General features: G+C 57.8%; 23 protein-coding genes. 7 read left to right on the top strand and 16 right to left on the bottom strand.

The window, feature by feature from the left end; all coding sequences use genetic code 11:
• Nucleotides 1-2 precede the first annotated feature (2 nt).
• The 3 genes from ACR0DS_RS13985 to ACR0DS_RS13975 are packed head-to-tail and all read left to right on the top strand — an operon-like array spanning nt 3 to nt 3,517.
• Nucleotides 3-1,541 carry a trimethylamine methyltransferase family protein gene (locus tag ACR0DS_RS13985; RefSeq protein WP_480559799.1) on the top strand — a complete coding sequence of 513 codons (1,539 nt, stop codon included), beginning with the start codon at nt 3-5 and terminating at the stop codon, nt 1,539-1,541.
• Complete coding sequence (locus tag ACR0DS_RS13980) at nt 1,542-2,216, top strand: TetR/AcrR family transcriptional regulator (RefSeq protein WP_480488296.1); 675 nt, start codon at nt 1,542-1,544, stop codon at nt 2,214-2,216.
• Nucleotides 2,213-3,517: an NAD(P)/FAD-dependent oxidoreductase gene (locus ACR0DS_RS13975; RefSeq protein WP_480559797.1), complete on the top strand. Its 1,305-nt coding sequence runs from the start codon at nt 2,213-2,215 to the stop codon at nt 3,515-3,517. Before ACR0DS_RS13980 ends, ACR0DS_RS13975 begins: the two co-directional genes overlap by 4 nt.
• Before the next feature lie 121 nt (nt 3,518-3,638).
• Here ACR0DS_RS13975 and ACR0DS_RS13970 read toward each other — a convergent pair whose 3' ends face one another.
• A complete protein-coding gene (locus ACR0DS_RS13970; RefSeq protein ID WP_480488349.1) occupies nt 3,639-4,001 on the bottom strand; it encodes a DUF3307 domain-containing protein in 363 nt (120 codons plus the stop codon).
• Between the two features lie 187 nt (nt 4,002-4,188).
• Between ACR0DS_RS13970 and ACR0DS_RS13965 the strand changes: the two genes are divergently transcribed.
• The gene (locus tag ACR0DS_RS13965) at nt 4,189-7,242 is read left to right on the top strand and encodes a cyclic nucleotide-binding domain-containing protein (protein ID WP_480559795.1); all 3,054 of its coding nucleotides are present in this window, start codon (nt 4,189-4,191) and stop codon (nt 7,240-7,242) included.
• 6 nt (nt 7,243-7,248) lie between these two features.
• Here the strand turns inward: ACR0DS_RS13965 and ACR0DS_RS13960 are convergent, their stop codons facing one another.
• The 9 genes from ACR0DS_RS13960 to ACR0DS_RS13920 all read right to left on the bottom strand — a co-directional run bounded on the left by ACR0DS_RS13960 (nt 7,249) and on the right by ACR0DS_RS13920 (nt 15,432).
• Nucleotides 7,249-7,536: an ArsR/SmtB family transcription factor gene (locus ACR0DS_RS13960; protein ID WP_480546283.1), complete on the bottom strand. Its 288-nt coding sequence runs from the start codon at nt 7,534-7,536 to the stop codon at nt 7,249-7,251.
• Nucleotides 7,537-7,647: 111 nt separating this feature from the next.
• Nucleotides 7,648-8,880, bottom strand: a complete 1,233-nt coding sequence (locus tag ACR0DS_RS13955) for a mandelate racemase/muconate lactonizing enzyme family protein (RefSeq protein ID WP_480559793.1) — start codon at nt 8,878-8,880, stop codon at nt 7,648-7,650.
• A gap of 23 nt (nt 8,881-8,903) precedes the next feature.
• The gene (locus ACR0DS_RS13950; RefSeq protein ID WP_480559791.1) at nt 8,904-9,998 is read right to left on the bottom strand and encodes a Zn-dependent alcohol dehydrogenase; all 1,095 of its coding nucleotides are present in this window, start codon (nt 9,996-9,998) and stop codon (nt 8,904-8,906) included.
• Nucleotides 9,999-10,080: 82 nt separating this feature from the next.
• On the bottom strand, nt 10,081-11,280 hold the full coding sequence (locus ACR0DS_RS13945) for a TCR/Tet family MFS transporter (RefSeq protein WP_480559789.1): 1,200 nt from the start codon (nt 11,278-11,280) through the stop codon (nt 10,081-10,083).
• 86 nt (nt 11,281-11,366) lie between these two features.
• Nucleotides 11,367-12,083 carry an alpha/beta fold hydrolase gene (locus ACR0DS_RS13940; protein ID WP_480559787.1) on the bottom strand — a complete coding sequence of 239 codons (717 nt, stop codon included), beginning with the start codon at nt 12,081-12,083 and terminating at the stop codon, nt 11,367-11,369.
• A gap of 12 nt (nt 12,084-12,095) precedes the next feature.
• Nucleotides 12,096-12,884 carry a 3-oxoadipate enol-lactonase gene (gene pcaD / locus ACR0DS_RS13935; protein ID WP_480559785.1) on the bottom strand — a complete coding sequence of 263 codons (789 nt, stop codon included), beginning with the start codon at nt 12,882-12,884 and terminating at the stop codon, nt 12,096-12,098.
• A 60-nt stretch (nt 12,885-12,944) separates the two neighbouring features.
• Complete coding sequence (locus ACR0DS_RS13930; protein WP_480559783.1) at nt 12,945-13,919, bottom strand: threonine ammonia-lyase; 975 nt, start codon at nt 13,917-13,919, stop codon at nt 12,945-12,947.
• Nucleotides 13,916-14,746, bottom strand: a complete 831-nt coding sequence (locus ACR0DS_RS13925) for an alpha/beta fold hydrolase (protein WP_480559781.1) — start codon at nt 14,744-14,746, stop codon at nt 13,916-13,918. The genes ACR0DS_RS13930 and ACR0DS_RS13925 overlap by 4 nt, the downstream gene beginning before the upstream one ends.
• Nucleotides 14,746-15,432 carry a haloacid dehalogenase type II gene (locus ACR0DS_RS13920; RefSeq protein WP_480559779.1) on the bottom strand — a complete coding sequence of 229 codons (687 nt, stop codon included), beginning with the start codon at nt 15,430-15,432 and terminating at the stop codon, nt 14,746-14,748. Before ACR0DS_RS13920 ends, ACR0DS_RS13925 begins: the two co-directional genes overlap by 1 nt.
• 126 nt (nt 15,433-15,558) lie before the next feature.
• Here ACR0DS_RS13920 and ACR0DS_RS13915 point away from each other — a divergent pair, with 126 nt between their 5' ends.
• Nucleotides 15,559-15,987 (top strand): FKBP-type peptidyl-prolyl cis-trans isomerase, encoded by a 429-nt coding sequence (locus ACR0DS_RS13915; protein WP_480559777.1) that lies wholly within the window; start codon nt 15,559-15,561, stop codon nt 15,985-15,987.
• A 33-nt stretch (nt 15,988-16,020) separates the two neighbouring features.
• On the opposite strand, the gene ACR0DS_RS13910 is transcribed toward ACR0DS_RS13915, so the two are convergent.
• Genes ACR0DS_RS13910 through fabA form a run of 4 tightly spaced genes read right to left on the bottom strand, consistent with a single transcriptional unit; the run spans nt 16,021 to nt 18,826 of the window.
• Nucleotides 16,021-16,200, bottom strand: a complete 180-nt coding sequence (locus ACR0DS_RS13910) for a hypothetical protein (RefSeq protein WP_267366102.1) — start codon at nt 16,198-16,200, stop codon at nt 16,021-16,023.
• 58 nt (nt 16,201-16,258) lie between these two features.
• Nucleotides 16,259-17,050, bottom strand: coding sequence for an enoyl-ACP reductase FabI (locus ACR0DS_RS13905; RefSeq protein ID WP_267366101.1), 792 nt, complete (start codon nt 17,048-17,050; stop codon nt 16,259-16,261).
• A 5-nt stretch (nt 17,051-17,055) separates the two neighbouring features.
• Entirely contained in the window at nt 17,056-18,285 is a 1,230-nt protein-coding gene (gene fabB / locus ACR0DS_RS13900) for a beta-ketoacyl-ACP synthase I (protein ID WP_480488274.1), read from the bottom strand.
• 31 nt (nt 18,286-18,316) lie between these two features.
• On the bottom strand, nt 18,317-18,826 hold the full coding sequence (gene fabA / locus ACR0DS_RS13895) for a bifunctional 3-hydroxydecanoyl-ACP dehydratase/trans-2-decenoyl-ACP isomerase (protein ID WP_209505371.1): 510 nt from the start codon (nt 18,824-18,826) through the stop codon (nt 18,317-18,319).
• Nucleotides 18,827-19,014: 188 nt separating this feature from the next.
• On the opposite strand from fabA, the gene irrA reads away from it, so the two are divergent.
• The gene (gene irrA, locus ACR0DS_RS13890; RefSeq protein WP_480484074.1) at nt 19,015-19,431 is read left to right on the top strand and encodes an iron response transcriptional regulator IrrA; all 417 of its coding nucleotides are present in this window, start codon (nt 19,015-19,017) and stop codon (nt 19,429-19,431) included.
• Here the strand turns inward: irrA and ACR0DS_RS13885 are convergent.
• On the bottom strand, nt 19,409-20,332 hold the full coding sequence (locus ACR0DS_RS13885) for a LysR family transcriptional regulator (RefSeq protein WP_480538626.1): 924 nt from the start codon (nt 20,330-20,332) through the stop codon (nt 19,409-19,411). The genes irrA and ACR0DS_RS13885 overlap by 23 nt on opposite strands.
• Before the next feature lie 83 nt (nt 20,333-20,415).
• Between ACR0DS_RS13885 and ACR0DS_RS13880 the strand changes: the two genes are divergently transcribed.
• Nucleotides 20,416-21,213 carry a phytanoyl-CoA dioxygenase family protein gene (locus tag ACR0DS_RS13880; RefSeq protein ID WP_480488270.1) on the top strand — a complete coding sequence of 266 codons (798 nt, stop codon included), beginning with the start codon at nt 20,416-20,418 and terminating at the stop codon, nt 21,211-21,213.
• Nucleotides 21,214-21,219: 6 nt separating this feature from the next.
• Here the strand turns inward: ACR0DS_RS13880 and ACR0DS_RS13875 are convergent, their stop codons facing one another.
• Entirely contained in the window at nt 21,220-22,083 is an 864-nt protein-coding gene (locus ACR0DS_RS13875) for a hypothetical protein (RefSeq protein WP_480559776.1), read from the bottom strand.
• Nucleotides 22,084-22,191: the final 108 nt, after the last annotated feature.

Raw genomic sequence — 22,191 nt, 5'->3', positions numbered from 1 at the left:
TCATGACGGCTCCGGACCGACGACGCCGAAGGCGAGGGGGCGCGGCTGCCCCGCAGCCCAGCCGCGATGTGAACTATCGCCAGCTCAGGAACCCTTTCCCTTTGATGGAGGTGTTCCCGGCTTACCAGATTGCGGACATGCACGAGGCAGCGTTGCGTACGCTCGAGGAGTTGGGTGTAAAGACCCTGCTTCCCGAGGCGCGCAAGCTGTTCAAGCAGGGTGGCGCGCGTGTGGATGAAGGCAGTGAAATGGTCTTTATCGGGCGCGAGATGGTTGAGGCTGCCGTTGCCTCGGCCCCCAAATCTATCGCTTGTCGCGCCGGTTCGCGGCATCGGGATTTCACTCTGGAACTGGGTTCGCTGGTTTTTCAACCGGGGGCAGGCGCGCCGAACGCAACCGATCTTGAGCGTGGCCGTCGCCCGGCGACCAGTCAGGATTATCTGGAGTTTCTAAAGCTCACCCATCATTTCGATGTGTTCCAGATGATCTCGCCTCAGGTTGAACCTCAGGACGTACCGACGCATCTGCGCCACTACTTCACGACACAGGCGCAGATGGAACTGACGGACAAGTACCCGTTCTTCTTCTCGCGCGGCACGCCGCAAGTCATGGATTGCTTTGAGATGCTGTCCACGGCGCGCGGTCTGTCGGATGATGAGTTTCGGGGCAATGCGCATTGTTACACGATCATCAACACAAACAGCCCGCGCACGTTGGATATTCCCATGGCGCAAGGGCTGATCGACTTTGCGCGCCACGGTCAGATGTCGATCATCACTCCGTTCACTCTGATGGGGGCGATGGCGCCGATCACCGTGGCCGGGGCAATCACCCTGTCCCATGCCGAGGCGCTTGCCGCGCTGACCTTGACGCAGCTGGCCAGACCGGGCGCTCCGGTCTGTTATGGCACGTTCACCAGCAATGTGGACATGAAATCCGGCGCACCTGCATTCGGGACGCCCTCGCATTTTCAGGCGTCACTTGCCGCAGGCCAACTGGCGCGTCACCTTGGCCTGCCCTGGCGGTCGGCGGCAGGGTCGGCGTCAAACAGCAACGACGTACAGGCGGCGAATGAAAACCAGTTTGGCCTCTGGGGTTGCCTGATGGCCGGCGCGACTGTGATCATTCATTCAGCGGGCTGGCTGGAAGGGGGATTGACCGTATCCTTCGAAAAGCTGGTCTGTGATGCCGAGGTGCTGAACATGGTGGCCGAGCTTTGCGCAGGCGCGCAGGCGGGGCCTGCCGAGATCGGCTTTGATAACGCTTTAAGTGAGGTCGCGCCCGGCGGTCATTTCTTTGCCTGCCCCCAGACGATGGAGCGCTACACCACCGAGTTCTATCAACCGCATGTCCATGACTACGCCAATTTCGGCACATGGACCGAGCGAGGATCGACGGATGCCAACCAACGTGCAACGGGGGTTTGGCAGGGTATCCTGAACGATTTCAAGGCCCCCGCCATAGACAATGATCGTTTTGGTGCCTTGCAGGACTTTATCGCACGCCGCACCGCAGAGGGCGGGGCGCCACCGGAGAGTTGAATGAACAACAAACCTATCCTTCACCGCGACGATCCCGAAGCCGAGCCCCTGATCGGCAATATCAAGGTGACCCGCGACGACTGGCTGAACGTGGCGATGGACGTGCTGATTTCGGACGGGGTGGACCAGATCAAGGTTCTTAACCTGGCCGAGCGGATGGCCGTGTCACGCTCATCCTTCTACTGGTACTTCAAGTCCAGACAGGAACTTTTGGATGCACTGCTGGCGCGGTGGCAGGCGACCAATACGGTTGCGCTTGTAAAACAGGCCGAAGCACCAGCCGACACGATAACGGGCGCGGTCTGCAACGTGCATCGTTGTGTGGTCAATACGGATTTGTTTGACACCGCGTTGGATTTTGCCGTGCGCGACTGGGCGCGTAAATCGGGCAAAGTACGCCGTGCGCTGGACCAGTCAGACACTCGGCGACTTGAAGCTTTGCACGCGATGTTCGCCAGATACGGCTATTCCGAGATTGAGTCCGAAACACGTGCGCGCGTGCTGTATTACATGCAGATCGGATATGACCTTGCACAATTGAACGAACCCTTCGAGACGCGGATCTCGATGGTGCCGAATTACCTATACGCCTTTACGGGCGTCGAACCGAAACCCGAAGAAGTTGAAGAATTCAGCGCATATTCCCGGCGCTACTGGAAAGGAGACCCGACATGAGTCAACCAGACGCAATCATCATCGGTACCGGCGTGATCGGCGCGGCCATCGCGTTCGAAATGTCCAAGGCGGGTTGGAAAACCCTGTCTCTGGATCGCAACGCACAGGTTGGACACGGTTCAACCGCCGGGTCCTGCGCGATCATCCGGATGCATTATTCCACCTTCGATGGAACGGCGTTTGCCTGGGAAGGCTATCATTACTGGCGCGACTGGGCTGACTATCTTGGACTGCCGGAGGGGGCCAATCTGGCTCAGTTCAGGGAAACCGGCTGCCTGGTTATGAAGACCGAGGCGAACGGGATGCTGGAAAAGCACATGCGCAATTCATCAGAACTGGATTGCCCGTTCGAAGAATGGTCGGGGGAAAAAGTGGTTGAACGCCTGCCGGTTTATTCGCTGGACAGCTTTGCCCCGGCACGCCGTTTGGATGATCCGGAATTCGGCCAGCCCAACGGGCGAAAGATGTCGGGTGGAGTGTACTGGCCTCAGGCGGGGTACGTCACCGACCCGGCCTTGTCGGCGCAAAACCTGATGGATGCTGCCAAACAGCACGGAGCCGAGGTTCGCACCAGTGCCGAAGTAACCGAGATCCTGACCGAGGATGGACGTGTTTCCGGTGTAAAACTTGCCTCAGGCGAAGAAATCCGCGCAAGGGTTGTCGTGAACGTGGCCGGGCCGGGCTCGGCTATCATCAATGGGATGGCAGGCGTTCTGGATGACATGACCATCAAAACCCGCCCCCTGCGGCAAGAGGTCGTACATGTCCCTGCCCCGGAAGGGTTCGACTTTGAAAACGACGGAACCATCGTCTCGGACAGCGACATTGCCTGCTATTGCCGCCCGGAACACGGCAATCACATCCTTGTGGGATCAGAGGATCCGGAGTGTGATCCGCATCAATGGTGCGAGGATGACGTCACCTACAACCGCGAATTCACGGATCAATGGACCACACAGGCCATGCGATATGCGCAGCGCGTGCCTTCCCTTGGCATCCCATCGAAAACGCGTGGTGTGGTTGACCTTTACGATGCCTCAACCGACTGGATTCCGATCTATGACAAATCCAGCCTGCCGGGGTTTTACATGGCCTGCGGATCCAGCGGGAACCAGTATAAGAATGCACCGATTGCGGGTAAGATGATGGCAGCCCTGATCGCATATTGCGAAGGCGGAGCGGATCACGACGCGGAACCGCTGCAATTCGAACTGCCTTATATCAAACGGACCATCAACGTGGGCTTTTACTCACGCAAGCGCCCGATCAATGAGGAAAGCAGTTTTTCGGTTCTGGGCTAGTCGGGTTTTGGCATCGATCAAAGTCGAGCGGGGCAGGTTAACAGCTTGCCTCGCTATGACCGGCCGAAGGATAGGCGCATAGCTTCCGGGCTGCGCATCGGACGGCATATCCTGGTTCGAGCTACGTTGCCGCGAAAGTCACCCAGGCCCAGACCATCGCCACATAGGTCAGGTTGTGCAGGCACTGGTCTAACCCAGCCGCACGCCAGAACGCGGCCTGCGTCGGCTCAAGCTGTTTCTTGTCTGAATAGCTAGCTTTCAAGAAATCGATATTGAAATGAATGACCCATTCAAGCAGTCCGACAATCAGGATGAACAATACCGGAGCGCCAAACGCGGCAAACACGATAACAGAGCCCGCAACATGTACTGCTGCGTGCTGCGCGCGTCCCAAGTGAAAATACTCGCCTCGGCCAGAGAGCATTTTCGGTGTCTGGAGGTAGTAGTCAGCGAACATGTGCTTGACCTGAAAAAGGCAAAGCATAAGTAACACCGCGCCAATACTGGCAGTCAAAAGAACCCTCCCGATATCGTTCAAAACTGACTTTAGGCAATAACACGGCCATGCGTAAATGAACTAGTTCACATAAGATAAAGAAAATTCTCGGGTGGGAAAAAATTTGCATAACGTGTCAGTATGGCAGTAAATTCAAACCGTTGAATCCGGGTGCGTGGCATCCGGGCCGCGTTATCAGCCAGCAGTAGGGGCAGGTTCCATAGAACGCACGATTTTCCGCTTTATCTGGAAATACTCCAAACGCGATCAGCTGATCCTGCTGGCTGTGACGGCGACGTTGTTTCCGCTGCTCTATCTTACGCTGGAGTTGCCCAAGCGTATCATCAACGACGCAATCGGTTCGACAACGGCCGAAGTGGATGTCTGGGGCTATACGCTTTCACAGACGAATTTCCTGATCATCTTGTGCTTTGCTTTCCTTGCTGCCGTGTTGGCGCACGGGCTGATGAAAATGCGCATCAACACCATGAAGGGTGTGCTGAGCGAACGCATGCTGCGACGGTTTCGGTATCAGCTGGTCAGCCGCGCGCTTCTTTTTCCGCAACCCTATTTCGAACGGGTCAGCCAGGGCGAAATGGTCTCGATGATCACAGCTGAGAGCGAACCGATGGGTGGGCTGATGGGCGATGCGATCAGCCAGCCGGTTCTGCAAGCCGGTCAGATGATTACCATCCTTTCTTTCCTGTTCTTGCAAAGCTTTTGGTTCGGGCTGGCCGCTGTCGCCCTGATCCCGGTGCAGGCCTGGTTAATCCCTAAATTGCAGCGTCAGATCAACCTGTTGAACAAGAAACGTATTCAGGAAGTTCGGGCGTTGGCTGCCCAGATCGGCGAAAACGCGGCAGGTGCGTCAACCCTCCGCAGCAATGGCGGCTGGCGCTATCGCCGGGCTATGATCTCCGATCAATTGGGGCGGCTTTTTGCGATCCGCTTTGATATTTACCAGAAGAAGTTCTTTATGAAGTTCATAAACAACTTCATCTCGCAGCTGACACCATTCATGTTCTACCTGATCGGTGGCCTTCTGGTGTTGCAGGGCTCGGTTTCTTTGGGGGCGTTGGTTGCGGCGCTGGCGGCGTACAAGGATCTGAGCTCACCCTGGAAAGAGCTGCTGACCTATTACAACCAAACTCAGGACATGTCGTTGCGCTGGGATATCGTCGTTGACCGTTTCGATCCGGCCGGACTGAAGGACGAAGCGCTGTTCGAGGGCGAACCAGCAGAGCGCCCCCACCTCAGCGGCGATATAGAGCTAAAGCACGTCTCGGTTCGCGACATGGACGGCAATCAGGTGCTGGATGATCTGAATCTGACTTTCCCCGGCGGCAAAACGATTGGTATCGCCGCACCCAGCGAAGAGGACCGTCGCGCCATGGGGGAGTTACTGACTCGCGAGATTTTACCCGCTGCCGGCACGGTTCAGGTGGGGGATCTGAATCTGGCAGACCTGCATCAGGGCGTGGTGGCCGCACGTATCGGGTATGCCACATCCCGCCCGGTCATGTTTCAGGGAACGTTGGGTGACAACGTGATGATGCCGATGCGGTTCAAACCCTTGGCTGAATCCACAGATGACCCAGATTTTGCCGAGACCTTGCGGGCTGGAAACAGCATGGATCCGTTCAGGGTGGAATGGCTTGACCCGGCGCTGGCCGGGTTTGAAGACGCGACGGCGTTGCGCGATTGGTGGTTGCAACTGATTGATGGAATGGGGTCCGGGGCTGCCCTGTTCCGGCGTGGTGCTGAACAGAGCTTTGTTGCGACCGAACACTGCGAACTGGCAAAGAAACTGGTCGAGCTGCGCCCGCTTGTGCGGCAGGCGGTCCATGACGCGGGTCTTGAGCAGCAGGCGCTGATTTTCGACCGGAATGCTTACAACCCGGCGCTGCCTGTTGCAGAAAACCTGCTTTTTGCGACGCCTCGCGTGCCGGTGACGCAGGCTTTGCTTGCCCGGCAGAAGGTTTTCCTCATGCAGTTGCGAGAGTTGGGACTGGATGAGACGTTGATCGCCCTGACGCGTGACGTGATCGAGATGCTGCGCCAGATCTTCGGGTTCGACGGAACCGACCATCCGTTGTTCCGCAAGCTGGGTCTTGATGCAAAGACCTATGAGGCAGCTGTGGAGCTGGTTGAACAGACCCGCAAAGAGGGAACGTCAGGGCTGGATGACGAACAGCTGGCCAGTATGTTGGCCGTGCCTTTCGTCGTCTCGGCTGAACAGATTGGCCCGGCGTTCACGGATGAGCTGAAGGACCGCATTCTGGAACTGAGGCAGAGTCATTCGGACAAGCTGTTGGAAAGTCTCAAGGACGCTTTTGTTCCGCTGGACCCGGAAGATTTCGCGCCTGGATTGACGGTCATGGAAAACGCGCTGTTCGGCAAGGTCAGCCAGATTGGTGGCGCGCGATCGGATGAGGCCCGCAAGGTCATTGTGGACGTGTTGGAGGAGAACGGCGCGCGTCCTTTGGTGGTCGAGCTGATTTATGACATTCCGGTTGCTTTGGGTGGGCAGAGCCTTCCGGCGGTTTTTGCCGAACCGCTGGCGTTTACCCGCGCGACAATCAAGAAGCCGGATATCCTGATCCTGGAGCAGGCATTGGCCAGTTACGACATGAAAACGCAGGTGTCGGTCTACAAGAAGCTGCGCGAGTTGTTGCCGGATGCCACGGTGTTCTACCTCAATGACCAGTTCGAAAACCCGGACGTATTCGACATGTTCGTGGAAATCCGGCAAGGTCGTGTCGTCTCGGACGGAGGACCGGTAGACGTGGGAAAGGACAGCGCATCTTCAGCAGATCTGGCGCGGAAACTTCGCGCGCTGGAGCAGACCCCCTTGTTTTCGGGGCTGGACCGGCGGCAATTGCGCCTTCTGGCTTTTGGCGCACAATGGTTCGATGCCAAGCCCGGTCAGGTGGTTTTCCTGAAAGATGATCAGCCGACCGACGGCGCGTATGTGGTGCTGGAGGGTGAAGCCGGCTTGTACCTGCCGCAGGAAGATGGCCCCGACCAGTTGATCACCACCGTGGGGCCGGGCGCATTGGTGGGTGAGCTTGGTCTGATCCGCAAAGAACCACGCGCGCTGAGCATGGTGGCCGAAACAAACCTATCCTGTCTTCGGATCGGTGAGGAAGAGTTCCTGGCCGTTGTGGAAAACGATGCGGCAACCGCGTTCAAGCTGATGCAGGTGATCGCCGGTTACGTGTCCAATTAGGAGCGATCAGTTGGCAGGTTCGCAAAACAGATCGTACAGCAGACCGATCATCTGCGCTGCATTCCCATCGCGCAGCGAATAATAGATCGTTTTGCCATCTCTTCGGGTGGTGACAAATCCTTCCTCCCGCAGACGGGCCAACATTTGGCTGACGGCGGCTTGCCGCAATTGAAGCAAATCCTCAAGCTGGCCTACCGATTTCTCACCACTCCCGAGGTGGCACAGGATCATCAGGCGCCCTTCATGCGCCAGTGTCTTGAGAAATGCAGCCGCGCGGGCTGCATTTTCTTTCATTTCAGATGGTGTGTCCGAGGTGTGTGCCTGAGGTTCGGTTTCTAGGAGTGTCACGTTTTGACCGTTGTTCCGTTAATCTTGGGTTAATATGCCTCAAACACGTCTATGTTGTCACCCCTCGGTTGCAGGGGCACCGCCCTGAAAAGCATTGCCGTTAACGTAATCGCAGGGCTCCTCCTGCATTTGCAGATGCAAACCACGACCTTCATACGGGTGCGCGCGGGCCAGGTCTTCGTCGACATCGATCCCAAGTCCTGGACCGGTCGGAGCGATCACAAAGCCGTCCTCTACCTGAATGGACCCTTTGATCAGCTGATTGTGGAACGGTGTTTCAATGGTTTCCAGCAGCAGCAGGTTCGGGATCGACGCGGCCAAGTGGATATTGGCGGCCCATTCCACCGGACCCGCATAAAGATGCGGCGCCATCTGAGCGTTAAATATCTCTGCTATGGCGGCGACTTTCTTCATCTCCCAGATTCCGCCGGCACGCCCCAGCGCCGGTTGCAGGATTTCCGCAGCCCCGGCGCGCAGAACGGCTCCGAACTCGGCCTTGGTTGTCATGCGCTCTCCGGTGGCGATGGGGATACGGACGTTGCGGGCGACACGGGCCATGTCTTCGATCATATCGGGTGGCGTGGGTTCTTCGAACCATAGGGGTTGGTACGGTTCCAGTGCCTGCCCCAGCCGGATGGCCCCGGCCGTGTTGAACTGCCCGTGTGTGCCAAACAGCAGGTCAGCCTTGTCCCCTACCGCTTCGCGAATTGCCTTGCAAAAGGCGACGGACATGGAAATGTCACTCATCGCGGGCATGTGGCCGCCACGGATTGTATAAGGGCCCGCCGGGTCGAATTTCACCGCGGTATAGCCGCGCCGCACCATTTCGGCAGCTGTTTCACCCGCTTGTTCGGGAGAGGTCCAGAAGTCGGTCAGATTGTGATGCGGCAAAGGGTAGAGGTAAGTGTAGGAGCGAATTCGTTCGTTCACCTTGCCACCCAACAGCGCATAAACCGGACGGTCGCGATCCTTGCCCAGAATATCCCAGCAGGCGATCTCTAACCCCGAGAATGCACCCATCACCGTCAGGTCGGGGCGCTGCGTGAAACCGCTGGAATAGGCGCGACGGAACATAAGTTCGATGTTTTCGGGGTTCTCGCCCAGCATGTGCCGTTCGAACACATCCCGAATGACGTGGCGCATCGCCTCGGGTCCGACGGACGTGGCATAGCATTCGCCCCAACCGGTGATGCCGGTGTCAGTCGTCAGTTTAACCAATATCCAGTATCGCCCCCCCCAACCCGGAGCGGGTGGGGCGGTGACGATGATGTCGAGATCCTGCAGTTTCATCTCAGTTCCTCCGAGCCGGGGGATCAGGTTCTGTCGAACAGGATCACGTTGCGCTTGGCAGATCCGGTTTTGGTATCGGCAATGGCCTCGTTGATCTGGTCCAGCGACCAGCGGCCCGAGATCAACTCGTCCAGCTTCAACCGACCCTGTTCATAAAGGTCAATCATCCAGGGGATGTCCCGCTGAATAACCACATCACCCATTTTCGAGCCGACAACACCCTGCCCCAGGGCTGCCAGAACAACCGGTTCATAGCTGGCCATGCCACCCGAATGCGGCATTCCGATCATGATGGCCTTACCGCCGCGGCCAAGATAGCGAGGGGCCTGATCATAGGCGGCGATTGCGCCGACCGTAATCAGAACCGCATCGGCCCCGCGCCCGCCAAGGGCTTTGAACGCTGCTTTCCAGGGCTCTTTCAGGCTGGCCAATACGCCATGGGTCGCGCCGAATTCCTTTGCGATTTCCAGTTTTTCTTCTGTCATGTCCACGGCCACGATCCGTCGTGCACCGGCGATCCGTGCGCCCTGAATGGCGTTCAGGCCAACACCACCCGCGCCGATGACCACGACATCCTGACCCGGACGCAAATTGGCGGCGTTAACCGCTGCACCGACCCCGGTGATCACCCCGCAAGACAGAAGGCTGGCCAGGTCTTTGGGCAGGCTTTCGGGTATCCTGACGATCTGCCGATGGCTCACCACGACCTTTTCGGCAAAAGCACCGCAGGCCATGGCCTGCTCCAGCGGGCCGCCCTCAGCCGTTTTCAGCGGGCCTTTGACAGTGTCGTACGGTGTTTCGCAATTTGTCGGATGCCCTCCGGCGCAGGTGGGGCAGGATCCACACGCGCGGATCAGCGTCACAACCACAGGTTCGCCAATCCTGAAATCCCCGGCGGCCTCTCCAACTGCCGAGATCACACCTGCGGCTTCGTGGCCGTAAACGGCGGGCAGGAAGCCTCCCCAGGCACCCTCGGCATAGGATATGTCTGAATGGCAGATGGCCACTGCATCCAGCGTCACTTCGACTTCGCCCGTGCCGGGGGGTGCTAGCTGAACCTCTTCGATAACCAGGGGTTCGCCGAATGCCCGGCAGACTGCGGCTTTGATTGTTTGCATGTTTTCCCTCATTTCCGTTGGGCCCACGGTGGCGTGGGAAAGGATTGATCGCAAGGCAGAAACCGTCATGTGTGTGTCGTTGTTAAGCCACGACAGGCGGGGACCGGCGAAACAACACAAACCCGGCCAGCATCAGCGCCAGCGCCAGCAGGAACGGAGCACCCGGCAAGTACAGCGGTGTGTCAGGGCGAATGAATTGCGCAAATACGCTGGTCATGACCAAGGGCGAAATGACCATCGAAAGCGCGTGGAGCGCGGTCAGCACGCCCTGCAACTCTCCCTGTCGCGAATCCGGTGTCGCTTTGGACATCATTGCCTGAAGTGCCGGTGTGGTGATTGCCCCGATTGCGGTGATTGGGATGAACAAAAGCGCAATGAACCCGTTGGTCAGAAAGGCCAGAATTGCGAAACTAAGAATTTCAAAACCCATCCCGTAGATAATGGCACCCCGCTCGCCGCACAATCGGATTGCGGGGCGGATCAGACCGCCTTGCACAACGGCCATGCCGATTCCATAGACGCCCAGTGACAGGCCGATCATCTGAGGGGACCAGCCGAACCGCTCGGTGGTGAAAAAGGACCAGATAGCGGGGTAGACGTAGATTGAGACCGAATACAGAAAGTAGACCCACAGCATAGGCCGGATACCGGGCAGTGCAGCAATGGCGCGCAGCGAATTCACCGGGTTGGCGCGGCGCAAGTTGAAGGCGCGCCGGGTCTTGTCGGTCACGGTTTCAGGCATCACGAAACAGCCTACGGCAAAGATCAGTGCCACCAGTCCTGCCGCAGCCCAGAACGGGGCACGGGTTCCATATTCGCTGAGCAACCCGCCGATCACCGGGCCAAGGACAAAACCCACGCCAAAGGCCGCACCCAACAGGCCAAAGTTCGCGGCCTTGTCCTTGGGATCGGAGATATCCGCCATGAACGCGGCAGCGGTGGAATGTGTGGCTGCGGTTATACCGCCGACAATACGACCGGCCAGCAACAGCCAGATACTGCCGGCCACGGCCATGACCATATAATCAAGCGTCATGACGAACAGCGACACCAACAGTACAGCTCTGCGACCATAGGCGTCGGACAGGTTTCCAAGGATTGGACCAAAGACGAACTGCATCGCCGCAAAAGCCGTACTCAGCACTCCACCCCAAATAGCGGCATTGGCAAGCGAGTTGCCCTGCACGTCTACAATCAGTTGCGGCATGATTGGCATCACCAGACCAATGCCCATTGCGTCGATCATGACGATGCTGAGGATGAAGAGTGATGGCAGGCGCATGGGACTCGGGCAGGTGATCTGTTCGGGGCACCCTAGGCACAGTCACCGAATGTGGGAAGACAGAGTTTTACGTACAATCTGCTGTATCACCCGAATTTGCTTGCCAATTCGCTTAGCAATCCGGCCAGTTCCTGTGGATGCGAGAAAAACGGAGAATGCGAACTGTCGATGGTTCGTCGGAGTTCCTTGGGGATGAACGCGCACATGTCCGCCTGATACTCCGTGGGGATTGTTTGGTCATCCGTGGTGCGGATATAGGCCTTGGGTACTTCGTTGAAATTCGTGCCGACCGGCAGTGGTGTTTCCTGGGGGAGAATGGCCTGTGGGCACAGGCGCGCATAGGCGTAAGGCAGAATATCGTCCGGACAATCGTGATAGAACAGCCTGGGAATGGCATCTACCGACACGGTGTAAGACAGACCGTCTGCGGATTTTTCCACTGCGTGAGCAATGGTTTGCCGTGGCCCGCGCCTGCGCATATCTGCCAGCGAAAGCCCATCGTGAGGCACGTAGGCGCACAGAAAGATCAGGGCGCGCATGGCGTCCGGCCGAGCCTCGGCTGCGGCGCTGATCGGATAGCCGCCCCACGAGTGACCCACGACAATCGTATCGGGCGTGCAGGCGCTCAGAACGGCATCGCGGCAAGTGTCCAGTGTAACCTCGGACACCGGCGTTGGATCCGCACCATGGCTGGGCATGTCGATGGCCCGGGCAGAGTGTCCCAAAGCCTCAAGCGCAGGGATCAGATCGCGCCAGCACCAGGCTCCGTGGCAAGAGCCGTGGACCAACAGGAAAGACGCCATTGCTGTTCTCCTTCAGATATGCCCGATATCGGTCAGAAACCGGGTTAGGATTGCTGCGTATTCTGCGGGTTTCTCGACACAGGGCAAATGGCCAGTTCTGCGGATCAGTTCGAACCGCGATCCGGGGATCAGGTCAACAGTTTCGCGCACCAGATCGGGCGGGGTCGAGCCGTCCGCGCTTCCGGCGATGCCAAGTGTAGGCAGGCGCAGGCCGCTTGTGGGTGTATAGAAGTCGGTCCCGGCGATGGCAGCGCAACAGCCCAGATACCCGTCAAGCGGTTGGCTGATCATCATGTCGCGCCATGGCAGGTGGTCTTGCGCCGCGCGGAAATCACGAGAAAACCAGCGTTCCATCGTGGCGTCTGCCAGCGCTTCGATCCCACCGCGACGCACTGCGTCGATCCGATCCTGCCAGACTGCGGGTGTGGCGATTTTGGCAGCTGTGTTCGACAGAACCAGCGCACGTATCTGATCCATACGTTTGACGGCCAGCCCCTGTGCAATCATGCCGCCAATGGACAGGCCGACAAAAACGCAGTCGCGAACCTTCAGGTGATCCAGCAGCGCCTCGGCATCGCGGATCAGGGCGCCCATAGAGTAAGGCGCCGGTGGAACCGAGGATTGCCCATGTCCGCGTTTGTCATACCGGATGATGCGCAACCCCTTGGGCAAGTGCGGTAACACGGCGTCCCACAGGTGCAGGTTTGTTCCCAATGAGTTGGCAAAAACCAGTGGCGCGCCATCCGCCGCACCATCGACACGATAATTCAGTTTCACGTCGCCCAGATCAGCGATCATCATGACTCAGGTCCTTGCAGCCCCGGCTTTCCAGGTGCAACTTGCACAGGTTTGGGGTGCCTGTCAGGTCAGGAATTCCAACGCCCTGGAAAAAATATCCGGATCGACATTACCGCCCGAAGTGACCACGATCACGTCGTCGCCCTCGATCTCGTCACCCCGGAACAGGGCCGAGGCCAATGCAACTGCGCCGCCGGGCTCCAGCACGATCTTAAGGCGCAGGAAAGCAAGTGCCATGGCGCGCAGCGCCTCGTCTTCGGTGACCGAAATACCGGGCCCGCAAAGACGGTTGAGGATGGGAAAGGTGATGTCGCCGGGTTGCGGTGTCAGGATGGCATCGCAAATATTGCCTGATGCCACGTTGTTGTTCTGAATCCGTCCCGTTGCCAATGATCGTTTTACGTCATCGAACCCTTCCGGTTCGCACGGGCGCACCCTTAGGTCGGGGGCGTGTTTTTCAAGTGCCAGCGCAATGCCAGAGGTGAGGCCGCCACCACCACAACAGACCAGAACATCCGCCTGAGAAACCCCAAGTTCCGCTGCCTGTCTGGCGATTTCCAAGCCGGTGGTACCTTGCCCGGCAATCACCTGAGGCTCGTCATATGGCCGGATCAGGGTTAGCCCGCGTTCGGCGGCGATGGTTTCCCCGATCTCTTCGCGGCTCTCGTTTGCGCGGTCGTAAAGAACAACTTCACCCCCAAGCGCGCGGGTGTTTTCGATTTTCAGGTGCGGCGCGTCCGACGGCATGACTATGACCGAAGCAATACCATGTTTCGCCGCCGCCATCGCAACGCCCTGCGCGTGGTTGCCCGAGGAATAGGCAATCACGCCGCGCTGGCGTATGTCTTCGTCCAGCGCGGATATGGCAGACCAAGCCCCCCGAAACTTGAAACTGCCCGTATGTTGCAGGCATTCCGGCTTGACCCAAATCAGGCGCCCGGCGATCGCGTCAAGAAATGGCGACGACAGAATTGGTGTCTCGCGGACATGTCCCTTAAGCCGTTTGGCCGCAGCTTCGATCATTTCAATTGTGCTCATGCAGCGTTCTTCAATACCTTTTTGATGACATCCAGAGATTGAGGCTCATTCAGGAACGGAACATGCCCGCGATCCGGGACTTCGGCCGAGATCAGACCGGGATGCCGCCGATGCATCTCAGCCAGGGTTTCGGCGCTCAGAACGTCCGAGTTCGCGCCCCTGATCGCGCCGCAGGGAATGCTGCGCAGCGCTTCAAAAAACAACCAATAATTGGGTATGGCACCGCTCGCGGCCTGTTCCAGAAGCGCCTTGCGCAGGGCCGGATCATAGCGCAGCGCCAGCCTGTCCCCTTGTTGTTTGTATTGAATTTCGGCCTGTTTGCGCCAGATCTCCAGCGGAACTCCGGGGAATTGCGGTTCCATCACATGTTTCAGGGCAGCAGCAGCTTCGTCATAGGTTTTCGCGGCGGGTTGTGCGCCCACGTAGGCCATGATCTTGGCGATGCCTGACGTCTCGATGACCGGCCCCACATCGTTCAGAATCACACCGGCCAAACGTTCGGGGTGGCTTGCCGCCAACGCCATGGCAATCAGCCCGCCCCGCGAGGTGCCCAGAATGACCGCTTTTTCGATGCCCAGAATATCCAGCAGTTCAATCGCGTCATGGGATTCACGAAAGACGTTGTAATTCATGAAATCGGGGTCGTAGTCCGAGCGACCGCGCCCCCTGTAATCCATAGCAATCATGCGCGGCTCAGTGGCATGTGGTGCAAAATACGAGAAATCCCGGCTGTTTCTGGTCAATCCGGCCAGACACAAAAGCGGCGTGCCCGATCCATGGTCTTCGAAATAGATGCGCTTGCCGTCCGAAGTCGTGAAGTCCGGCATCAAAGACCAGCCAGTTTGGGAATGGTGGTCAAGTCAGACAGTACATGCGCTGGCGTCCACGGCAGCCGGTCCATTGGTTCCCCAATCCGATTGACCCAGGCGGTGACAAAACCATAACCGCTGGCCCCTGCGGCATCCCAGCCGTTTGAACTGACGAACAAGACCTCGTCACGGGCGCAGTCAAACCTGTTCTGAACCAGATCATAAACACGGGAATGGGGCTTGAAGACCCCAACGCTTTCGACCGACAGCACGTCATCAAGCACATCGCCGATCCCGGCGGATTGAACAGCGCTGTCCAGCATGGGTGGTGATCCGTTGGACAGGATGGCAGTCTGCATCCCGCCATCCTTGAGGGCTTTCAGCATCGCAGGAACTTCGGGATAGGCCTGCAACTCCCAATATAGATCCAGCAGGCGTTGGCGCAGTTCAGGGTTGCCCTGAAGGCCGGCAGCTTCCAGCGCCCAGTCCAGCCCGTCCTGCGTGACATCCCAGAAATCCGCATGGGCATCCGCCACAGCACGCAGCCATGTGTATTGCAATTGCTTCAGGCGCCAATGCCCCGCGACTTCGGGCCATTTGTCTTTCAGGGCTTCGAACCCCGGCTCGCCTGCCGCCTGCCGGGCGGCGGCCGCTACGTCAAACAGCGTTCCGTAGGCGTCGAACACGCAGGTCGTGATTGCCATATGACCCTCCTCTGATTGCGCGCAGGTTGGCACAACGCGAAAGGGGGGGGAAGGGCCAAGGGTTTACAACTTTGTGTCAACCTCTAGGGTTGGCCGCTTAACCCCTAAAAACGGCCGGAGGCCACTATGACCGAAATCAAGCAAGGTGACACGGTTCGCATCCATTACACAGGGACATTGTTGGATGGCAAAGTCTTTGACAGTTCGGATGGGCGCGATCCGTTGGAGTTCGTGGTAGGATCGGGCCAGATCATTCCCGGTCTGGACAGTGCCATGCCCGGTTTGTCCGCAGGTGACAAGAAACGGGTCGAGATTGCCTGTACCGACGCCTACGGCCCGATCAACCCTGCGATGCGTCAGGAAATCCCCCGCGAGGGTATTCCCGAGGATATTCCGCTGGATCCGGGCACTCAACTGCAGATGCAGACACCAGACAGTCAGGCCGTACCTGTGACAGTTGTGGACGCCAACGAAGCGATTGTGACCCTGGATGGAAACCATCCGTTGGCCGGTCAGGATCTGGTGTTTGAGATTGAAGTCGTCTCGATCAATTGAGACATAGTTCGGGTTGGAACGCCCGCCCGGGCTTCAGCCGATCAAAGCTTCAACAGCTGCGCGCACCTGTGGCTGGGTGAAAAAGACAAACACCAGCAGCAATGATGTCAGCGCGAGCAGCAGCACTCTGGCCCGCTGGCTGAGGAAACCGGACTTTTTCCGGCTTTGCACTGATCGTGCGTTGTTTGCAATGATTTGATCTAGCTTGCTCATACCGAAGTCCTGCCGCCCAAAGATGGTGAAATCTTGGCGGCGGCAGGGAAAGATATGGTCACATGAAATCGGGTTGCGGCATGCCCAGTACGTGGAAACCCCCATCAACGCGGATGATTTCGCCAGACGTGCAGGCTCCCGCATCAGATGTCAGGTAAACTGCGGTCCCGCCAACAGCTTCCAGAGTGGCATTCGAACGCATCGGCGCATTCTGATCGCAGAACTTATATGTCCTGCGCGCCCCGCCAATGGCGGCACCGGCAAGGGTTTTCATCGGTCCCGGTGAGATTGCGTTCACGCGGATACCATCCGGGCCAAGGTCATTGGCCAGATAACGGGTCGCCGATTCCAGCGCCGCCTTGGCAACACCCATGACGTTGTAGTTCGGTACCACCCGGTTTGATCCCTGATAAGTCAGCGTCAGCAGCGAGCCCCCATTGTCCTTCATCATCGGATAGGCGCGGCGTGCCACCTCGATAAAGGAATAGGCCGACACGTCCATCGAGTGTTTGAAGTTCGCCCGCGTGGTATTCAGAAACCGGCCTGTCAGCTCGGATTTATCCGAATACGCAATGGCATGAACAACAAAGTCGATGGTGGGCCAACGCTGGGCCAGTTCACCAAAGGCACGATCCAGTGACTCGTCGTCGGTCACATCGGCATCCACCATGAAATCGCTGCCAAGGCTTTGAGCGAGAGGTTCCAGCCGTTTGCCGAAAGCCTCGCCCTGATAGGTGAAGGCCAGTTCTGCGCCTGCCTCGTGCATGGCCTTGGCAATGCCCCACGCGATTGAGCGGTCATTGGCCACGCCCATGATCAGGCCGCGCTTACCTTTGAGAAGATCCGACATCACTTTCACCCGTTATACTTAGACAGAATCATGGACCCGTTGGTGCCGCCAAAGCCGAAGCTGTTGGTCATGACACTGTCCAGTCCTGCGTTTTCAACCACTTCAGTTGCAATTTCACCGGGCAGGATGCCTTGGGCGAGTGTGTCGACATTGATCGACGGCGTAATGAAATCATTGTCCAGCATGAGTAGGCAGAAGATCGCCTCAAGCGCTCCTGCCGCGCCTTGCGCGTGGCCAGTCATTGATTTGGTCGAGGAAATCGGTGGCACGTTACCTTCACCGAAGATTCGGCGCACAGCCTCTACTTCACCCACGTCACCGACAGGTGTCGAGGTCCCATGTGCGTTGATATAGCCAACTTTGCGACCTTCGGGCAGTGTGTCCAGCGCCAGCCGCATTGCGCGCTCGCCGCCTTCACCCGAAGGGGCCACCATGTCGTGGCCATCCGAGGTAGCAGCATAGCCGGTGACTTCGGCATAAATCTTTGCGCCGCGGGCCAGAGCGTGCTCCAACTCCTCCAGAACGAGGATGCCGCCGCCACCGGAAATCACAAACCCGTCACGGTTTTCGTCAAACGCGCGCGAGGCTTTCTCGGGCGCGTCGTTATATTTTGACGACATCGCGCCCATTGCATCGAACAGGCACGAAAGTGTCCAGTCCAGTTCCTCGCCGCCGCCAGCGAACATGACGTCCTGCTTGCCCAGCATGATCTGTTCGGCCGCGTTGCCGATGCAATGTAGCGAGGTCGAGCAGGCCGAGGTGATCGAATAGTTGATACCCTTGATCTTGAATGCGGTCGCCAGGTTTGCCGAGATTGTCGAGCACATGCATTTCGGCACTGCGAACGGACCGATCCGCTTGGTCGCGCCTGTCTTCAGAACGGTCTGATGCGCCGTCAGCATCGCGCTTGTCGACGGGCCGCCAGAGCCCGCAACCAGTCCGGTGCGGGGATTAACGATCTGGTCTTCGGTCAGCCCGGAATCGGCAATCGCCTGGCTCATGGCGATATGTGCATAGGCGGCCCCGGGACCCATGAATCGCAGGGTACGTTTGTCCACGTGTTCAGCCACGTCAATCTTGAGCGTACCCGCGATCTGACTGCGAAACCCGTGTTCCACCATCTGTTCGCTGGCTTCGATCCCGGATTTACCAGCTTTAAGCGAGGCCAGAACCTCTTGGGCATTATTCCCGATCGAAGACACTACCCCCAGACCGGTGACGACTACTCGACGCATGTGCGCACTCCTTATTTCGGGTCGGTCAGGCTCAGGCCTCGGACAGAACGACCTTCATATCTTTGACATCATAGATCATCTCGCCATCGGCTTCGACGATTCCATCTGCCACACCCATGGTCAGGCGACGTGTCTGAATCGCTTTTTTGAAATCGATTTTATACGTTAGCATCTTGCGGTCGGGACGAACCATACCGGTCAGTTTCACTTCGCCCACGCCGACAGCCATGCCGCGCCCTTGCCAGCCACGCCAACCCAGGTTGAAACCGGTCAGCTGCCATAGACCGTCAAGGCCCAGGCAGCCCGGCATAATTGGGTTGCCGGGAAAATGGCAGTCAAAGAACCAAAGGTCAGGGGTGATATCGAACTCGGCCAGCACATGGCCCTTACCGTGCAGGCCACCGTCTTCCGAGATGTCGGTAATCCGGTCCATCATCAGCATTGGCGGGGCGGGCAATTGTGCATTGCCGGGGCCAAATAATTCGCCGCGGGCGCATTTCAGCAGATCGTCTTTGTCAAAACTGCTTGGGAACTGGGCCATTCTTGCCGCCTCTCCTGCCGTGGGTCCGTTCGTTATATCTGGCCTCGTCTAGCACCCGTTTGCAAGGTCCTGCAAGAGCAGCGGCTACATCATGTTGTGTATGCCGCGTTCTTTGCGAATGAATTTCATTTGAAATTGCCAACCATGCGCTCCTATATATAATGGAAGTGACTATGGGTATTGGATCAATGACACCGCAGAGCGGCGAAATAGCAACGGGTTGGCTGGTGAACGCCGGCCTGCGTCCGACGCGTCAGCGTGTGGCGTTGGCTGAGCTTCTGGTGGGCGATGGCCGCCATCGTCACGTCACCGCCGAGAGCCTGTTTGAATCGGCCAAGGAGAATGGTGACGCTGTGTCACTGGCGACGGTATACAATACCCTGCGCGCGTTTTGCGACGCTGGTGTTCTGCAGGAAATTACTGTGGACGGGTCAAAAAGCTATTTCGACACGAACACGCATGACCACCCTCATTTTTATTGGGAAGACGAGGCGCGCCTTAGTGATGCGCCGTCTGACCAATTGGTGATCCAACGCCTGCCTGAAGCGCCCGAGGGGGTCGAGATTGCCTCGGTCGACGTTGTCATTCGCCTGCGCAAAAAGTAGCGCCAATACCGCCTTTCAAACTCGCCAACAACAAACGTTCAACCTGATCAATGGTCGCGTCAGCTGGCCCTGTTCCGTGGCGCGCAAGAACAACGGACTCAGTTGCGTCCTGATCGCTGATCGGAACACTGACAAGACGTTTATTGTCATAACTGACCGGGTTGAGCGGGCTGGTATAGCTGATCCCGATCCCTTCGCCATGGGCGGCAAGACTGCGCTGAATCTCAATCGATGCCGCCCTATGCGCGACAGTCGGGTGCAGACCGTTGCGCCGAAAGAGGCTGAGGATGTGTTGTGCCGACCAGCCTTCTGTCGACAGGATCAACGGATGAGCGGCCAAGTCAGCCAGCGAGACTGTGCCCGCTGTCGCCAACGGATGATCCGGGGGCATAAGGGCCTTTGGCCGACTGTCGAACAGTTTTGCTCGTGTAAACCCCGCGTCCATTGTCAGCTCGTAAGTGATTGCAACATCGATCTGGCCATCAATCAATCTGTTCAACAGCCCTTCGAAGGAGGCGGCAAAATAAGTGATAGCGATGTTTGGAAAAGCATCGCGCAAATGGTGCAGGGCGGGTGCCAGCAGGAAGGGCGCGAGGTCCGTAAAACACCCCAGTCTTAGATGTGTCGTGCCCGGCGACGGAGTTTCAGATGACTCGATTTGGGCTGCGTCTTTCAGCAGGGTCTCGGCCTGATCGATGAATTTTCGCCCCTGAGGTGTCAGCGCCATGGCCGAACCTCGGCGGCGGATAAACAGCGGGTATCCCAAATGTGCCTCGACACGCGTCAGGGCCGTGGACAGTGCTGGTTGTGAAACATTCAGGTATTGTGCGGCTGCTGACAGGCTGCCGTGGCGCCCGACCGCGCAAACATATTCGTACTGACGCAGTGAAATGTATAACATGAAATTAATTATAACTTCGAAAGATATGATTTGAACAGAACACTCCTTCTACGCAAAAGATTGAAAAACGAATGGAGACCCGGATGCCTCACCCGCTTGTTACCCAAGAGATGATCACAACGTATCAGGATGATGGCGTCGTTCTGATCAAAGGGCTGTTTGCAGACTATGTGGATCAACTGCGGAAGGGTGTGGCCGCGAATATGGCAGAGCCTGGCCCGTATGCATCAGAAAACAAGAAAGAGGGTCAAACGGGTCTGTTCTTTGACGATTACTGCAACTGGACCCGCATTCCACAGTTCCGCGAGGCGATCGAAAACTCGCCCGCGGCCGAGGTCGCAGCGGACCTGATGCAGTCGAAAAGCGTGCAGGTGTTTCACGACCACGTATTGGTAAAAGAACCCGGGACATCCATGGCCACGCCCTGGCATCAGGATGGCCCATATTACTTCGTTGAAGGTCAGCAAACCATCAGCTTCTGGTCTCCGCTGGATCCGGTCAGGCAGGCGACGTTGCGCTGTGTCGCAGGCTCTCACCGGTGGGAGAAAGAGGTGCTGCCAACCCGCTGGGTTTCCGAGGAAGGTTTTTTCCCCGATGAAGGGCAGTACATCCCCGTGCCGGACCCGGATGCCGAGGGCATGAAAGTCGTTGAATTCGAAATGGACCCCGGTGACGCCGTTGCCTTCAATTATCGCACCCTTCACGGTGCGCGGGGTAACCACTCGGATAGCCGTCGCCGCGCCTTTTCTCTCCGGCTGGTCGGCGATGACGCACGGTATGTAGAGCGTCCAGGCAGAACCTCTCCACCTTTTCCCGGCCATGGCATGACACCGGGGCAGCGTCTTCGTGAAGACTGGTTTCCGGTCCTGTTTGAGCGCTGAGGCGCTTCAGAACCATTGGCCTGATTCGATCAGACCCAGATCCAGCAGCTGCCGCGAGTGCCATTCAAAAGGCACGGAGTTGCGCCAGCTAAAATTTGGAATGTCAAAAGTCGACCCGGCATTTGTTTTGAGCGCCTTCGCAGCGCGGAAGGAACAAATAGCTGCGGTCATGTTGTGATGCCAAGGGCAAGAGTAGGTATTGTATTCCGGCTCATTGAACGTGTGGTCGGATTTCAGGATCAGGCCCTTTTGCGCCTTGAACAGGGCGATGCGGTCGATGCGACGGCGTTCATAGGGAATGTGATCCTCGAACCGCCAGCGCAAGCCACCTGACAGGTCAACCTGCCGGTCCAGCGGTTGGCCGTCAGGGTCGTGGCGTGATTGGGCATAGTAACCCGTTTTGTCGAACAAAGCCTGTTCGGGGGCGACACCGTTGGGAAAAGCGGTCAGGTCCTCGGCATAAAGGTCGATGACGTAGCTCAGCATCGCATTGCGGCGTTCTTCGCTGTGAAAGGCCAGCATCTCAGCAATGCTGCGCGTTTCGCAAAACGGAAAGAACAGGTATTCGGCGTTGTAGCAGTAGTACATCCAGATGCCGGGCGCGGCCTGAATTATTCTGTTCAGGGTATCGAAAACCACCGTTCGGGGAACGCATTTCAAGGTGACCCGATGCACCCGGTCGGTCAACGCGGGCTCCAGTCGGAACTCCTGAGGCATGAAGGCGACAACGGATTTGAACCCAAGCTTCAAATGGTGATGCAGAGTACTTTCCAACTCGACCTCGTCCTCGGCAAAGACCATCGCAACGGGGCCTTGCGCCATTGCGGGCTGCCCCTCTTTCAGGAAATGGTTTAGGGAATCGTATTGCATCGGCTTTTTTCAATTTTGTCTTGCTGGAAAGTTCCGCCAAATTCGGGTAATTGCGCCCGCATTGCAAGCGGCGTTCGAAGCATATAGACGACGCCGGTCCAGCGAATG

It is taken from the genome of Ruegeria sp. AF5 (assembly GCF_056541905.1).
The sequence above is the reverse complement of the archived record's forward strand: the minus strand, read 5'-3'. Positions and strand labels throughout refer to the sequence as shown.

Bases quoted from the DNA above. Each gene is read 5' to 3' on its own strand.
- ACR0DS_RS13955 (WP_480559793.1), bottom strand. From the start codon at position 8,880: ATGAAACTGCAGGATCTCGACATCATCGTCACCGCCCCACCCGCTCCG.
- ACR0DS_RS13925 (WP_480559781.1), bottom strand. From the start codon at position 14,746: ATGCCGGACTTCACGACTTCGGACGGCAAGCGCATCTATTTCGAAGAC.
- ACR0DS_RS13960 (WP_480546283.1), bottom strand. From the start codon at position 7,536: ATGAAAGAAAATGCAGCCCGCGCGGCTGCATTTCTCAAGACACTGGCG.
- ACR0DS_RS13975 (WP_480559797.1), top strand. From the start codon at position 2,213: ATGAGTCAACCAGACGCAATCATCATCGGTACCGGCGTGATCGGCGCG.
- ACR0DS_RS13950 (WP_480559791.1), bottom strand. From the start codon at position 9,998: ATGCAAACAATCAAAGCCGCAGTCTGCCGGGCATTCGGCGAACCCCTG.
- ACR0DS_RS13915 (WP_480559777.1), top strand. From the start codon at position 15,559: ATGACCGAAATCAAGCAAGGTGACACGGTTCGCATCCATTACACAGGG.
- ACR0DS_RS13985 (WP_480559799.1), top strand. From the start codon at position 3: ATGACGGCTCCGGACCGACGACGCCGAAGGCGAGGGGGCGCGGCTGCC.
- irrA (WP_480484074.1), top strand. From the start codon at position 19,015: ATGACACCGCAGAGCGGCGAAATAGCAACGGGTTGGCTGGTGAACGCC.
- ACR0DS_RS13980 (WP_480488296.1), top strand. From the start codon at position 1,542: ATGAACAACAAACCTATCCTTCACCGCGACGATCCCGAAGCCGAGCCC.
- ACR0DS_RS13970 (WP_480488349.1), bottom strand. From the start codon at position 4,001: ATGCTTTGCCTTTTTCAGGTCAAGCACATGTTCGCTGACTACTACCTC.
- ACR0DS_RS13905 (WP_267366101.1), bottom strand. From the start codon at position 17,050: ATGTCGGATCTTCTCAAAGGTAAGCGCGGCCTGATCATGGGCGTGGCC.
- fabB (WP_480488274.1), bottom strand. From the start codon at position 18,285: ATGCGTCGAGTAGTCGTCACCGGTCTGGGGGTAGTGTCTTCGATCGGG.
- pcaD (WP_480559785.1), bottom strand. From the start codon at position 12,884: ATGATGATCGCTGATCTGGGCGACGTGAAACTGAATTATCGTGTCGAT.
- ACR0DS_RS13920 (WP_480559779.1), bottom strand. From the start codon at position 15,432: ATGGCAATCACGACCTGCGTGTTCGACGCCTACGGAACGCTGTTTGAC.
- ACR0DS_RS13910 (WP_267366102.1), bottom strand. From the start codon at position 16,200: ATGAGCAAGCTAGATCAAATCATTGCAAACAACGCACGATCAGTGCAA.
- ACR0DS_RS13875 (WP_480559776.1), bottom strand. From the start codon at position 22,083: ATGCAATACGATTCCCTAAACCATTTCCTGAAAGAGGGGCAGCCCGCA.
- ACR0DS_RS13885 (WP_480538626.1), bottom strand. From the start codon at position 20,332: ATGTTATACATTTCACTGCGTCAGTACGAATATGTTTGCGCGGTCGGG.
- ACR0DS_RS13945 (WP_480559789.1), bottom strand. From the start codon at position 11,280: ATGCGCCTGCCATCACTCTTCATCCTCAGCATCGTCATGATCGACGCA.
- ACR0DS_RS13880 (WP_480488270.1), top strand. From the start codon at position 20,416: ATGCCTCACCCGCTTGTTACCCAAGAGATGATCACAACGTATCAGGAT.
- ACR0DS_RS13930 (WP_480559783.1), bottom strand. From the start codon at position 13,919: ATGAGCACAATTGAAATGATCGAAGCTGCGGCCAAACGGCTTAAGGGA.
- ACR0DS_RS13940 (WP_480559787.1), bottom strand. From the start codon at position 12,083: ATGGCGTCTTTCCTGTTGGTCCACGGCTCTTGCCACGGAGCCTGGTGC.
- fabA (WP_209505371.1), bottom strand. From the start codon at position 18,826: ATGGCCCAGTTCCCAAGCAGTTTTGACAAAGACGATCTGCTGAAATGC.